This window comes from Pseudomonas sp. DTU_2021_1001937_2_SI_NGA_ILE_001 (genome assembly GCF_032463525.1).
In the GTDB taxonomy this organism is placed as follows: Bacteria; Pseudomonadota; Gammaproteobacteria; order Pseudomonadales; family Pseudomonadaceae; genus Aquipseudomonas.
Map to the genome: position 1 here is coordinate 1806816 of NZ_CP135971.1, position 12512 is coordinate 1819327.

The following is a 12512-nucleotide window of genomic DNA, read 5'->3' on the forward strand; positions in this document are numbered from 1 at the left end:
AGGGATTTGCTCGTCACTTGAAGCCTGCGGCAGCCCTGCCAGCGGATTGATGGACCTTTTGCCATTACCGGCCACTCCAACCTGCAGGACGTGCCTCGGCACCTGTATCGCTGTATTGGAGAGGTAAAGCGATGGTCATTGCCTGCCTGGGATGGGGTTCACTGATATGGAAACCGGGCGATCTGCCTTTGCGCTGCGAGTGGTTCTTCGATGGCCCGAGGCTGCCGGTGGAATTCTGCCGGGTCGGCGACGGCGGCGAACTGGCCACGGCCTTGTGCATGAACGCGACGCCCAGCCAGGTGCTGTGGTCGGTACTGGATGTGCCTGACCTGGATACGGCCTGCCAGGCGTTGCGCGTGCGCGAGCAGATTCCCGAGCAGCGCGACGATGGCGTCGGCCTGTACGTGCCGGCGCGTAACGACCAGGGGGTCCTGGCCGACTGGGCCCTGGAGCGCGGTGTCGACGCCCTGGTGTGGACGGCACTGCCGCCAAGGATCGACAACCAGGAAGGTCGCCTGCCCAGCCGCAAGCAGGCCATCGATTACTTGCAGGGCCTGCAGGGCGAAACCCGCGAGCACGCCCGCGACTACCTGGCCCGCGTGCCGGAACAGATCGCCACGCCCTGGCGGCGTGAGGTCATGCGTGCGCTGGACCTGAACTCAGGCGCCTAGCCGCACGCTGCCGCTCGCGAACGCAGCATCACGCTTACAGCCACTACTATTCAGTCAGGCCGGGTAGGAGCGGCTTCAGCCGCGAAACGACCGCCTATTCACGACAGATGCAGGGAGTTTCCTGACGCTTTCGCGGCTAAAGCCGCTCCCACCGGCCACGTAACGACTAACTGAACTGTATTGCGCTTACAGCCAATACTCTTCAGTCAGGCCGGGTAGGAGCGGCTTCAGCCGTGAAACGACCGCCTATTCACGACAGATGCAGTGAATTTCCTGGCGCTTTCGCGGCTAAAGCCGCTCCCACCGGCCACATGCCGTTTAGGCGAACAGTATTGCCCCTAGCCGCAATACTGATCTTTTAGACCAGAGTAATCTGATTGGCGTCGCTTTTGCTTTTCAAGCACCGCCCTCACAGACGCCGCAAAACGCGACTTCGGTGCAGGCCGAGTGGAGGTGTCATGGAAGGGGGTAAGCCGGCAGGGATGCCGGCTTAGGCGCACTGGGCCAGGGACGGCCCATTGCGCCGCCCCCCTGGAATGGCGCCGGAAGGAGGGAAGTCTGCCCGCAGGGCAGACCCAAGCCAGGAGCAATGCCTTTTGGTTACTTTTGGCGCGCAGGGCACCTGGAAACCAAAAGTAACCCGCCGTCAGGGCGGAAAGGTGACTCAAAGGCACTGGTGCTGCGGCGGGTGTACCCGGTCTAGATAGCCTGCCATTCGCGAGCAAGCTCGCTCCCACGGTCTGAACTGTATTGCCCCTGGCCGTGTTCAGGCCGAGCGTTCGAAGAACACCAGGCGTATGGCCAGGGCCGCCATGACCCCGGCGAAGCCGTAGTTGGCCAGCCGTGCGCGGCGCGAACCGCCGACCAGGCGGCGCTTGAGCAGCAGCGCGGCGGCGGCCAGCAGCGCATTGAACAGCAACGCCATGAGCGACAGCAACGCGCCGAGGACCAGCAGTTGCAGAGCGACGTGGCCATTGCCGAGGGTGACGAACTGCGGCAGGAACACCATGAAGAACAGCAGTGCCTTGGGGTTGAGCAGGCTGTTGAGCGCGGCGCGCAGCAGCACCCGGGGCCAGGCGGCCAGTTGTGCCGGTTGCCCGGTTGGCGCCTTGGCGTCTTTGACCGCCTGCCAGGCCATCCACAGCAGGTAGGCGGCACCGAGCATGCGCAGGATCTCGAACGCTGGCGCCCAGCTCATCACCAGCGCTCCGACACCGGCGCTGACCAGCAGGGTCAGTACCAGATCAGCCAGCGCATTACCCAAGGCAGCGGCAAACCCGGCCCGCCAACCATAGGCCAGCGCATGGCTGGTAACGAACGCCATGTTCGGGCCGGGCACGACCAGCAGCACAAGTGCGGCGAGGCTGAAGAGGTAGAGGCTGTTCAAGTCCGGCATGGGCAACACTCCCTGAGGTCGAAGCCACACAGTAGAGGCTCGGCGCAGCCGACCATAGATACAGACCGGGGCATTTTCGACCAGACAGTCGCCGCCAGGCTCGATGCCGCGTCTTCGCTGAAGCCAGCCTGACCGACCGTTTTCTAGCGCACGATCCGCTCGACATGGATCTCCAACTTCTTGATCCGGTACCACAGGCTGCGTTCGGAAATGCCCAGCAGTTGCGCGGCGGCGGCCTGGACGCCCTGGGTGCGCTGCAGGGCAGCGAGGATGCAGGTCTTTTCCACTTGCGCCAGGGCAGCGTCGAGGTCCGAGGGAATGTCGCTCACGGCGTCGAGCGGTGCCGCATCCTGGGCCGCGGGAGCGTTGAACAGATAGCCCGGCAGGTCGCTGTCCTGGATCACCGGCCCGCTCGCCACGATGGTGGCGCGTTCGACGCAGTTCTGCAGTTCGCGGATATTGCCCGGCCAGGCATAGCGACTCATGGCCAGCAGCGCTTCGGGGCTGAAACCGGTGATGCGCTTGCCGGCCTCGGCGCCCAGGCTGTGGGCGAAATGACGCGCCAGCGGGGCGATGTCTTCGACCCGCTCACGCAGCGGCGGCAGCGGAATCGGGAAGACGTTGAGGCGGTAGTAGAGGTCTTCGCGAAACTCCTTGTTCGCCACCGCTTCGAGCAGGTCCTTGTTGGTGGCTGCGATGACCCGCACATCCACCTTGCGCTCGCGCGGATCACCCACCGGCTCGATGATGCGCTCCTGCAGGGCACGCAGGATCTTGGCCTGCAGCGCCAGGGGCATTTCACCGATTTCGTCGAGAAACAGCGTGCCCTTGTCGGCTTGCTGGAAGCGCCCTACCCGGTCTGCCACCGCCCCGGTGAAGGCGCCCTTGCGGTGGCCGAACATCTCGCTCTCCAGCAGGCCTTCGGGAATCGCCGCACAGTTGACCGCCACGAACGGCTGGTCGGCGCGATTACCGTGGCGGTGGATGGCGCGGGCGACCATTTCCTTGCCGGTGCCGCTCTCCCCGGTCAGCAGAATGGTGGCGCTGCTTTCGCGCACCGATTCCACGGCCTGGATCACCCGGCGGAAGGCCGGGCTCTCGCCCACCAGGCTGTCGATCTGCCGGTGCTCGTCGAGTTCGGCGCGCAGGCGATGGTTGTCGCGCAGGATGTCACGGAATTGCAGGGCCTTGCTGACGGTGATGTCCAGCTCGTCGATGTCGAACGGCTTGGCGATGTAGTCGAAGGCACCGTTGCGCATCGACTGCACGGCGTTCTTCACCGTGCTGTAGGCGGTCATGACGATCACCGGCACCTGCGGGTAGCGCGTGCGGATTTCCGCCAGCAGTTGCGGACCATCCATGCCAGGCATGCGCCAGTCACTGATCACCAGGTCGATGTCTTCGCGCTCCATGACCGTCAGGCCATGCAGACCGTTACCGGCGGTGAACACCTGCAGGTTGCTGTGGCTCAGGGCCGAGGCCAGCAGGTCGCAGAGCTTGGGTTCGTCGTCGACCACCAGCACGTTGTGGCTCATGGCTGCTTTCCTTGATCGCTGTGTTCATGGCTGGGCAGGTACAGGTTGAAGGTCGCCCCGGCGCCTGGTTCGCTGATGCACTCGATGTGCCCGTCGTGGTTTTCCATGATCGAGTAGACCTTGGCCAGGCCCAGGCCGGTCCCCGAAGCCTTGGTGGTGACGAACGGCGTGAAGATGCGTTCGAGCATGTCGGCCTCGATACCCTGCCCGGTGTCGCTGACGCTGATCAGCGTCCAAGGCCCTTCGCTGGACAGGCTGAGGGTCAGGGTGCCGCCGTCGGGCATCGCGTCGATGGCGTTGAGCACCAGGTTCAGGCACGCCTGGGTCAGTTGGCGGCCATCGGCATAGATACGCGTTTCGGCGTCGCGCTCTTCGATGTGCGCTTCGATATGCCGGGTCGCCAGCTCCGGCGCGCAGAAACCCAGCAGGTCCTCCAGCAGCGGGCGGGCCGGCTGCAGCGAGCGCAGCGGCGCGCTGGGCCGGGCGAAATCGAGAAACTCGGTGATCAGGTCGTTGATGCGCGTCACCTCGCTGATCACGTATTCGAGGTGGCGCATGTCGGCTTCCGGCAAGGCCGCGCGGCGGTGCAGCAACTGCGTGGCGGTCTTGATGATGCCCAGCGGGTTGCGAATCTCGTGGGCCAGGCCCATGGCCACTTCACCCAGGGTGTGCAGGCGGTCGCGACGGCGCAACTGGGCTTCGAGGTCCTGCAGCTCGCGCAGGCGCTCGGTCATGTGGTTGAAGGTCACGCTCAGGTCGGCCAGCTCATCGCTGCCGATCACCTCGACATGCTGCTGATAATCGCCGGCGGTCACCGCCTGCACCCCTGCGGCCAGCCCACGCAGCGGGCGGGTCAGGCGCTGCGAGATGAACCAGCCGACGCTCAGCGACAGCGCCGAGCCGAACAGCAGGATCAACAGGAACAGGTTGGTCTGGTTGACCAGCCCGACCAGCGTCGAATGGCGCAGCAGGCCGCTGAACACCACCCCTTGCATGTCGCCGCCGTCGTTGAAGATCGGCGAATACACGCCGCTGTAGCGCGAATTGGACTGTTCGCTGGGCTCACGGGTCTGGCGCAGCAGCGTCTCGATACCCGGCGGTACGCGCAACGGGTGGTTCTCGAAGCGCTGAGTGGAAAAGACTTCGGCAAAGCCCTCCTGGTCCTTAAGGTACAGGCGCAGGTCGAGGGAATGCACGTCGGCGACGCTGGTCAGGAAGCTGCTGTCCAGGTAGGTGGCGATCATCAACTGGCAATCGACCCCGCCCTGGATGGTGTGATAGGTGGAAACCACCGCCCCCACCGGCGCGCCGCCGTAGCGCACGGTCTGCAGCACTTCATCGGCGCCCAGGCTGATCTGCCCGACCACTGCATCCGGCGCGGTGGAATACAGCACCTGGTGGTCGCTGCTGCGCACCAGCGCCACCACGTCGATGCCCATGGCATCGGCAATGTCGGCGATGCGCCGGTCAGGCACCTTGCCCGGTTGCGCGCCGTTGTCCAGGTAGCCGAGGAACAACTGCGCGGCGCGCGCGTTGTCGCGCAGGATCTCGCTGATCTCGTCGTTGACGATGCGCGTCGACTCCTGCAGCCAGATACGCACGTTGCTGTCGAAGATCTGCGACAGCGTGGTAGCGGCCAGCTCGGCGGCGATCATGGTAGGGATCACACTGACCAACCAGAACGCCAGCACCAGCTTGCGCTGCACGGTCCAGCGCGACAGGGAAAACAACCGGGGTTTGGCCTGGGTCATGAATGTTCGCTTATAGCGGCCGCCATGGCGGGATCGTGTCGGTCGGGGCGGATGAGCCGTTTCACCAGGCGCAGCAAGGTGTCGATCAACCAGTTGCGATGGCGAAAGAACAGCATATTGCCCTGGAATCGGCAACCGAAACGCATCTTGCTGGCGTAGCCGGCCTGCCCGCACTCGTAAGTGCTGATGCCCTGACGGATGCAGTATTCGACGTTGGCCAGCCAGCTGCGGGCGTAAAGGCTGTGCTCGCGGGTGCGTTGCAGGTCATGGGCGAAGAATTTGTCGAGCAGGCGGTGTTCGTCGACCAGCAGCAGATTGAAGGCCGCCAGTTGCCCGTCGACCCAATACAGCACGCAGGCTGCCCGGCCTGGCAGGCGCTGCAGGACACCGGTGAAGTAATCCGGCCCCAGGCGCTCGAACTGCAGGTCGCTACGTGCCAGGGTGGCTTCATACAGGCGCATCATTTCCGGCAGCACGTCGTCGACCTGCTGGCGCCACTCGATCTGCGGCGCCGGGCTGCGCAACAGGCGTCGCAGGTCCTTGCGGGTGGACTTGCCCAAGGTGCCGACGTAGTCATCCAGGCAGGCGAAGCCCACCGGCAGGCTGGCGCCGGGCAAGCTCGGCAGCGCATGCAACCCGGCCTGCTCGCAGGCCTGCACCCATTCGCCAGCGGCCAGCGGCGCGTCCTTGACCGCCAGCAGGCCAATCTCGAAACGCTGCGCATCCTCGCGGGCCAGCGCCAGCAGGCGTTGCAGCAGGTCGGCGCGCTGTACCTGCGGCAGGTGGCGGGCCACCCCCGCTTCACAGCGCTCGGCCACGGGCGAGCCCAGGGCATACAGCCCCAGTTGCAAGGCACCCGGCCACAGGCGTGCCAGCGCCTGGCTCAGGCGCCTTGCCAGGCCCTGCACCGTGGTGTCCAGGCTGTAGCGGGTGATGAACGCCGGCACCGCCGCCACGAGTTGCTGGTCTTCATACAGCGCCAGGTAGCGCCATTCGAAACCCTCGATACCGGCTTTCTCCACGGCCAGGTAGTAGTCCCAGTCTTCCAGCGTGTCGGGGAAACAGGCGTTCCACTGTTCACGCTCGATACGTTCGATGCTGGCGAATGCATGGGCGGTGATCATCGCGTCAGGCCCTGCGTGGCAAGGCAGCCACTGCCGGGGCGATGAGCCCTTCGACACGGGCATCGATGAAGTTGGCACTCAGGTTCACCACCTCGCGGTATTGCAGGTCGACGGTGATCATGTGGTAGCAGTTGTCGAGCAGCACCTTGAACACCGGGCCGCCGATGTGCCGTTCGATGTAGTCAGCGTTCCAGCGGCTGGTGATGTCGTCTTCCCGGGAATGCAGCACCAGCGCCGGTGTTCGGATCGACGGCATCCCGCGCTTGGTCCTGGCGATCAGCCGATGCAGCTCGCGCACACTGATGCCCGACATGGTCAACAACCCGGCATTGCTGCTTTCGCCGTCTTTCATCTGCCGCTCGACGATGGCTCGCAGGCGCGGATTCTTGATGCCGTAGGGCGGCTTTTCGTTGAAGCGGCAGATGTGCACGCCAAACGGAATGGCCATGAAAATCCGCGTGAAGCGTGCGGCGAACGGCATGTTCCAGCCGTCGTAGCGCAAGGTCGTGGAATACAGCAGCAGGCCGGCGACCTGGCCGGGGTGTTCGGCGGCCAGGTGCATGGCCATCACCGCGCCCATTGACAGCCCGCCGACGAACACCTGCGCGTGGCGGGCGCGGATGCCGGCGAACGCGCGCCGGGCGCTTTCATACCAGTCAGTCCAGACCGTGCGACGCAGGTCGTCGTTGTTGCCACAATGGCCGGCCAGGGTCGGCACGTAGACCGTGCAGCCCCGGTCCGCCAGGCCCTGGGCCACGCGGCGCAGCTCGGCCGGCGTACCGGTCAGGCCGTGGATGAGCAGCACCGCGACCTCACCGGTGCCGACTGCGAAGCCGGCATCCCCCTCACCCATCTCCACCGCGACGGCGTTCATCGTTTCATGGCCCGATGCAGCAGGCGGTCGAGCAGGGCCAGGCCCAGGTCGATCTCCTCGTAGGTGATCTCCAGCGACGGTGCCAGGGTGATGACGTTCTTGTAGTAGCCACCCACGTCCAGCACCAGGCCCAGACGCCGACCATCGACTTCCAGGTCGCCCTTCATGCCTTCTTCGACCATGAAGTCCAGGGTCGCCTTGTCCGGGGTGAAGCCGTCGGCCGCGCAGATTTCCGCACGCAAGGCCAGACCCAGGCCGTCGACGTCGCCGATGATCGGATAGCGCTTCTGCAGCTCCTGCAGGCCGGCGAGGAAATACTTGCCCTTGGCCATGACCATGGCGCCGTAGTCGACTTCCGAGGTCATCTTCAGCACTTCAACCCCGACGGCCGTGCCTAGCGGGTTGGAGGCGAAGGTCGAGTGGGTCGAACCTGGCGGGAAGATCCCGGGGTTGATCAGCTCCTCACGGGCCCAGAGGCCGCCCAGCGGGTTGAGGCCGTTGGTCAGTGCCTTGCCGAACACGATGACGTCCGGCTTGACGTCGAAGTGTTCGATGGACCACAGCTTGCCGGTACGGAAGAAGCCCATCTGGATCTCGTCGACCACCATCAGGATGCCGTGCTGGTCAAGGACCTTCTTCAGCTCGCTGTAGAAGTTCATCGGCGGGATCACATAGCCGCCGGTGCCCTGGATCGGCTCCACATAGAACGCCGCGTACTCGCTCTGGCCGACCTTGGGGTCCCAGACACCGTTGTATTCGGTCTCGAACAGCCGGGCGAACTGCTGCACGCAGAGACTGCCGTACTCTTCCTTGCTCATGCCTTTCGGGCCACGGAAGTGGTACGGGAACGGGATGAACTGCGCACGCTCGCCGAAATGCCCGTAACGGCGGCGGTAGCGGTAACTGGAGGTGATCGACGAGGCGCCCAGGGTGCGGCCGTGGTAGCCACCTTCGAAGGCGAACATCAGGCTCTTGCCCTGGGTGGCGTTGCGCACCACTTTCAGCGAGTCCTCGATGGACTGCGAACCGCCGACGTTGAAATGCACGCGGCCATCGAGGCCGAACTTGTTGCGGGCATCCACGGCGATGCGTTCGGCCAGCTCGATCTTGCCCTTGTGCAGGTACTGGCTGGCGATCTGCGGCAGGGTGTCGATCTGCTGCTTGAGGGCGTTGTTCAGGCGCGGGTTGGCATAGCCGAAGTTGACCGCCGAGTACCACATCTGCAGGTCGAGGTAGGCCTGGTCGCTGGTGTCGAAGACGTAGGAGCCTTCGCAGCGGCTGAAGATGCGCGGGGGTTCGATGTAGTGAACGGTGTCACCGTAGGAGCAGTACTTGGCTTCCTTGTCGAGAAGGATGCGGTCTTCGGCGGTAGCGATGCGGATATCAGACATGATGGAAACGTTCCTGCAGTTCGGGAGTAAGGGTCGGGACGATCGGGGTCAGCAGCTGCGGCAGGTTGGCCAGCAGCGCGGGGATTTCGGCAAAGGTGTCGAAGCGTGCATGGGGCAGCCCGAGGCGCACGCAGTGGTCGGCGAGGCTGCCGCGGGCCAGGACGAAGTCGGCGGTCTCGGCCACGCACATGTCCGAGCGCCCGTCGCCGATCACCAGCACGTGGCGGCCCGCCGGCACCGAGCGGCACTTGCAGTTGCCGGCAGCGGCGCGGCAGGTGTCACGGGCATAGGGAAAGACGATGCGCCAGCGGTCGTGGTCGACCTGGCGCAGGCCGTTGGCAACGATCGGCAGCAGCGGGCAGTCGTTGCGCGACAGGATCCGCGCGATGGCCTGCTCCAGGCCGTCGCTGACGATATCCAGGGTCGCGCCGAGGCTGGTGGCCAGGTCGACGAAGGCCGGGAAGTCCGGGTCGATGGCCACGCTGTCGAAGTAGCCCAGCAGTTGCGCCGGGGTGGCCCGTACCAGGGCCAGTTGGCGGGTCAGGCACTCCCGCGAGCCGATCTGGCCGTCGAGCCATTGTTGTTCGATCGCTTCCCAGCCGGGTTCGGCGAAGCGTTCCAGGATGCTGTCGATGACGTCGGTCCGGGTCACGGTACCGTCGAAGTCACACACGATATGCCAGTGCATCATCTGCGTTTGCCCATGTTGAGTGAAGCGCGCTCGGCGCAGTCGCAAGGGGCTTGAGCAGCAAGCGTGCCAACGCACCACAAGCCCGCAGGACGTGGCCTGCAGCCTGTGCGGGGGTAAAAGGCGGCGGGTGGAGCTACAAATTTTGTAGCTCGCTACAAACAACATGAGTGCTTGCCGAGCGGCGGCGCGATGGTGATTGATAGCGCCATGTCAATCTGCCCGAGGAATCGCCCATGCCACCGATGCGCAATTTGCTCTGCGGCGTCGCGCTCTGCGCCACGCTGGTCAGCCCGCCCGGGCGCGCCGCCGAGCCGGACGCCAGCGCCGCCAAGCCGCTGTGGGGCTTGCAGGGCATGGCCGGAGCGCTGTGGTCGTATCGCCCCTACGACCCCACGGCGAGCAGCTACGAGTTCAAGGCCGTGCCGTACCTGGACCTGAGCCTGGGCGATGTCGACCTGGACTCCGAAGACGGGCTGTCGTGGAACGCCTTCAAGACCGAAAACGGCTGGAGCGCCGGGCCGTATCTCAACTACCTGCCAGGACGCGACGGCCAGGGCTCGCTGCGCGGCCTGCGGGATGTCTCGGGCATGGGCGTGGCCGGTGGCTTCGTGGCCTACAGCCCGGTGCAATGGCTGAGCCTGTTCGCTCGCGCCGGGCGCACCTTCGGCACCGCCGAGAGCCAGGGCGGCGTGTTGGGCCAGGTGGGCGCGGAGGCTGATTATCCATTGGGCGCCGGAGTATTCGGCAGCACCCGGCTGGTGGCGCACCTGGCCAACCGAGAGCTGAACCAGACGTTCTTCGGGGTCAGTGCGGACGAGTCGCAGGCCTCGGGCATTCGCCCGTACAACGCTGGCGGTGGCCTGCGTGACCTGACCCTGAGCCAGAGCCTGGCGGTGCCGCTGTCGCCACACTGGTCGCTGCTGGGCAACCTGAGCTGGACCCACCTGACCGGCTCGGCCGCCGACAGCAGCATCGTCCAGCAACGCGGCCACGCCGAGCAGGGTGAAGTGGACATCGGCGTGGCCTATCACTTCTGAGAGTCCCCCGCTCAAGCCGACTTGCAGAAACGACTACAGCCGCGAAGCGACCGTATGTTCACGACAGATGCACTGATTTTCCTGGCGCTTTCGCCGCTAAAGCCAATACGGCTCAGTTAGACCGGGTAGGAGCGGCTTCAGCCGCGAAGCGATCGCATGTTCACGACAGATGCAGTGAGCTTCCTGGCGCTTTCGCGGCTAAAGCCGCTCCCACCGGGCCACATGCCGCTTAAGCGGACAGTAGTGTGGCTATAGCCGCCTAGCCGACCCCATCGGCGAAATCAGGGGCCGGTAAAGCCCATACCATTTGCGGCTCTTGATACGCGGTTCAACCCTCCCCCTCGGCCATGACCGCGATGCCGCTGATGATGATCGCCACGCCCACCCAGCGCAGCCAGTCGATTTGCTCACCCAGCCCCAGCCAGGAACCCAGCAGCACGCCGACGAACACCAGCGAGCTCAAGGGAAAGGCCACGCTCACCGGGGCACTGCGCAGAATCAGCATCCACACGAAGAACGACCCCGCATAGCAGGCCAGCGCCAGCAGCACTGCGGGCGTCAGCAGCGCAGTGCCCAACCAGGCCAGGCCGAATGGCAGATGGGTAAGCGCATCGCCGCCCACCTTCATGGCGATCTGCGCCGTGCTTTCACTGCCGATCAGCAACAGCCACAGCACCACGGCGGTGACGCGATGCTGCAGCCAGCCAGGCGTGCTGGAAAGACTCGAAGACGATGTCGTGTTCATGCTCAACCTCCACTGGCGATGACCAGCATCACCCCACCGGTAATGATCAGCGTGCCGAGCCAGCGGCGGCGGCTCACCGCCTCGCCCAGCACCAGGCGCCCGGCCAGCACCACCCCGCAATAGGCCAGGCTGGCGGCAGGAAAGGCCAGGCTCAAGGGGGCCAGCGACAGCACCGCCAGCCACACCAGGAACTCCAGGGCATAGGCCAGGATGCCGGCCCACAGCAACGGCGCGCCCAGCAGCTGCCACCAGAAGCCGGCCAGGCGAAAGCCGCCGTCCATTTCCGGCAGGCGGTCCAGACCCAGCTTGAAGGCGATCTGTCCGGCGACATCGAGACCGATGGACAGCGCGATCAGCGCAATCACCGAGGGACTCATGGGAACACCTCGTCGAACAGCGCCAGCAAGGCCGCGTTGGTCTGCGCATTGCGCTGGATATCCGCAGCGCTCCAGCGTTCGGCGGGTGGCTGGTCGCTGCGCGCCTCCCAGCGCTTGAACGGGTTGCGATGCGCCGGTGCTGAAAACTCGCCGCATACGTCGATACCCAGCACCCGCTTGCGCGTGGCCAGCAGGCGCAACGCCTCGAGCAGGTGGCTCAGGCGCATGCCGCCCTGGTCCCAGTTGGTGGCCGCGTCTTCACTGGCCAGCACGTCCTTGTCGATGGTGATCCACACCGCTTCGGTGGGCAGCGTCGCCGCCAACTGGGCAAGAAACCGCGACCAGTCCAGCTCGGCCAGGTTGGTCCAGTGCAGGTAGTGGCCGCGCTGCTGGTGGCCAGGGCCGTCGCCCACATGCCCCCACACCCGCGACGGCGCGTGCTGCCAGGGGAACAGCTGCAGCTGCCCGCTGCGCAGGGCGGCGAAGTTGGCCCCGCGCAACTGCGGGTTATGCAGGTCGTCGCTGCACGGCCCGAGGGTGATCACGCGGCGAACCAGCGGCAACTGCAACGCCCGGTTGACCCACGAGCCGCAATGCCGGCGCGGCGCCAGGCGTACCCAGTCGGGGTGGTTGTCGAAGTGGATCAGGCTGACCGGCTCGGTCAGCCCGGCGAGAAACGCCGGGGTCAGGTGGTGGTAATCGCCGGAGCCGACGAAATAGATCTGCGGCCGGCGCCCCCTGGGCCGGCTGCTCTGCTGCAGGCGCTGGCTGAAGGTCCGGTAGCGGGCTTCGGTGGTCCACAGCCGCAGGTGCGGCCCGAGGTCGAGCAGGTCGATATGCGTGGCGCGGCCTTCGGTCAGGCGCCGGGCGATGGGTTCCTGGGCGGTAAGGCTGTGGTCGAGGTCGAGGATGTTCAAGGC

General features: G+C 65.5%; 12 protein-coding genes. 2 read left to right on the forward strand and 10 right to left on the reverse strand.

The features are described from left to right. Nucleotides 1-131: 131 nt before the first annotated feature. Nucleotides 132-671, forward strand: coding sequence for a hypothetical protein (locus tag RRX38_RS07455; protein ID WP_295476950.1), 540 nt, complete (start codon nucleotides 132-134; stop codon nucleotides 669-671). Between the two features lie 766 nt (nucleotides 672-1437). Here RRX38_RS07455 and RRX38_RS07460 read toward each other — a convergent pair. The 7 genes from RRX38_RS07460 to RRX38_RS07490 all read right to left on the reverse strand — a co-directional run bounded on the left by RRX38_RS07460 (nucleotide 1438) and on the right by RRX38_RS07490 (nucleotide 9433). After that, nucleotides 1438-2067, reverse strand: a complete 630-nt coding sequence (locus RRX38_RS07460) for a LysE family translocator (protein WP_315962095.1) — start codon at nucleotides 2065-2067, stop codon at nucleotides 1438-1440. A gap of 143 nt (nucleotides 2068-2210) precedes the next feature. Beyond that, nucleotides 2211-3602, reverse strand: a complete 1392-nt coding sequence (locus RRX38_RS07465) for a sigma-54 dependent transcriptional regulator (RefSeq protein WP_315962096.1) — start codon at nucleotides 3600-3602, stop codon at nucleotides 2211-2213. After that, nucleotides 3599-5353: a sensor histidine kinase gene (locus tag RRX38_RS07470; protein ID WP_315962097.1), complete on the reverse strand. Its 1755-nt coding sequence runs from the start codon at nucleotides 5351-5353 to the stop codon at nucleotides 3599-3601. Before RRX38_RS07470 ends, RRX38_RS07465 begins: the two co-directional genes overlap by 4 nt. Further along, a complete protein-coding gene (locus RRX38_RS07475; RefSeq protein ID WP_315962098.1) occupies nucleotides 5350-6477 on the reverse strand; it encodes a GNAT family N-acetyltransferase in 1128 nt (375 codons plus the stop codon). Before RRX38_RS07475 ends, RRX38_RS07470 begins: the two co-directional genes overlap by 4 nt. Nucleotides 6478-6481: 4 nt before the next feature. Next, nucleotides 6482-7351 carry an alpha/beta hydrolase gene (locus RRX38_RS07480; RefSeq protein ID WP_315962099.1) on the reverse strand — a complete coding sequence of 290 codons (870 nt, stop codon included), beginning with the start codon at nucleotides 7349-7351 and terminating at the stop codon, nucleotides 6482-6484. Then, nucleotides 7348-8742: an aspartate aminotransferase family protein gene (locus RRX38_RS07485; RefSeq protein WP_315962100.1), complete on the reverse strand. Its 1395-nt coding sequence runs from the start codon at nucleotides 8740-8742 to the stop codon at nucleotides 7348-7350. Before RRX38_RS07485 ends, RRX38_RS07480 begins: the two co-directional genes overlap by 4 nt. Next, nucleotides 8735-9433 (reverse strand): HAD-IB family phosphatase, encoded by a 699-nt coding sequence (locus tag RRX38_RS07490; protein WP_315962101.1) that lies wholly within the window; start codon nucleotides 9431-9433, stop codon nucleotides 8735-8737. The genes RRX38_RS07485 and RRX38_RS07490 overlap by 8 nt, the downstream gene beginning before the upstream one ends. 233 nt (nucleotides 9434-9666) lie before the next feature. Here RRX38_RS07490 and RRX38_RS07495 point away from each other — a divergent pair, with 233 nt between their 5' ends. Continuing rightward, a complete protein-coding gene (locus RRX38_RS07495; RefSeq protein ID WP_315962102.1) occupies nucleotides 9667-10470 on the forward strand; it encodes a MipA/OmpV family protein in 804 nt (267 codons plus the stop codon). A 328-nt stretch (nucleotides 10471-10798) separates the two neighbouring features. Here the strand turns inward: RRX38_RS07495 and RRX38_RS07500 are convergent, their stop codons facing one another. The 3 genes from RRX38_RS07500 to RRX38_RS07510 are packed head-to-tail and all read right to left on the reverse strand — an operon-like array spanning nucleotide 10799 to nucleotide 12509. Then, nucleotides 10799-11215, reverse strand: coding sequence for a DMT family transporter (locus RRX38_RS07500; RefSeq protein ID WP_315962103.1), 417 nt, complete (start codon nucleotides 11213-11215; stop codon nucleotides 10799-10801). 2 nt (nucleotides 11216-11217) lie between these two features. Further along, on the reverse strand, nucleotides 11218-11592 hold the full coding sequence (locus tag RRX38_RS07505; protein WP_315962104.1) for a transporter: 375 nt from the start codon (nucleotides 11590-11592) through the stop codon (nucleotides 11218-11220). Further along, entirely contained in the window at nucleotides 11589-12509 is a 921-nt protein-coding gene (locus RRX38_RS07510) for an arginase (protein WP_315962105.1), read from the reverse strand. The genes RRX38_RS07505 and RRX38_RS07510 overlap by 4 nt, the downstream gene beginning before the upstream one ends. Nucleotides 12510-12512: the final 3 nt, after the last annotated feature.

Coding starts and splice junctions, on each gene's coding strand:
- RRX38_RS07480 (WP_315962099.1), bottom strand. CDS start 7,351: ATGAACGCCGTCGCGGTGGAGATGGGTGAGGGGGATGCCGGCTTCGCA.
- RRX38_RS07470 (WP_315962097.1), bottom strand. CDS start 5,353: ATGACCCAGGCCAAACCCCGGTTGTTTTCCCTGTCGCGCTGGACCGTG.
- RRX38_RS07505 (WP_315962104.1), bottom strand. CDS start 11,592: ATGAGTCCCTCGGTGATTGCGCTGATCGCGCTGTCCATCGGTCTCGAT.
- RRX38_RS07485 (WP_315962100.1), bottom strand. CDS start 8,742: ATGTCTGATATCCGCATCGCTACCGCCGAAGACCGCATCCTTCTCGAC.
- RRX38_RS07500 (WP_315962103.1), bottom strand. CDS start 11,215: ATGAACACGACATCGTCTTCGAGTCTTTCCAGCACGCCTGGCTGGCTG.
- RRX38_RS07455 (WP_295476950.1), top strand. CDS start 132: ATGGTCATTGCCTGCCTGGGATGGGGTTCACTGATATGGAAACCGGGC.
- RRX38_RS07490 (WP_315962101.1), bottom strand. CDS start 9,433: ATGATGCACTGGCATATCGTGTGTGACTTCGACGGTACCGTGACCCGG.
- RRX38_RS07495 (WP_315962102.1), top strand. CDS start 9,667: ATGCCACCGATGCGCAATTTGCTCTGCGGCGTCGCGCTCTGCGCCACG.
- RRX38_RS07465 (WP_315962096.1), bottom strand. CDS start 3,602: ATGAGCCACAACGTGCTGGTGGTCGACGACGAACCCAAGCTCTGCGAC.
- RRX38_RS07475 (WP_315962098.1), bottom strand. CDS start 6,477: ATGATCACCGCCCATGCATTCGCCAGCATCGAACGTATCGAGCGTGAA.
- RRX38_RS07460 (WP_315962095.1), bottom strand. CDS start 2,067: ATGCCGGACTTGAACAGCCTCTACCTCTTCAGCCTCGCCGCACTTGTG.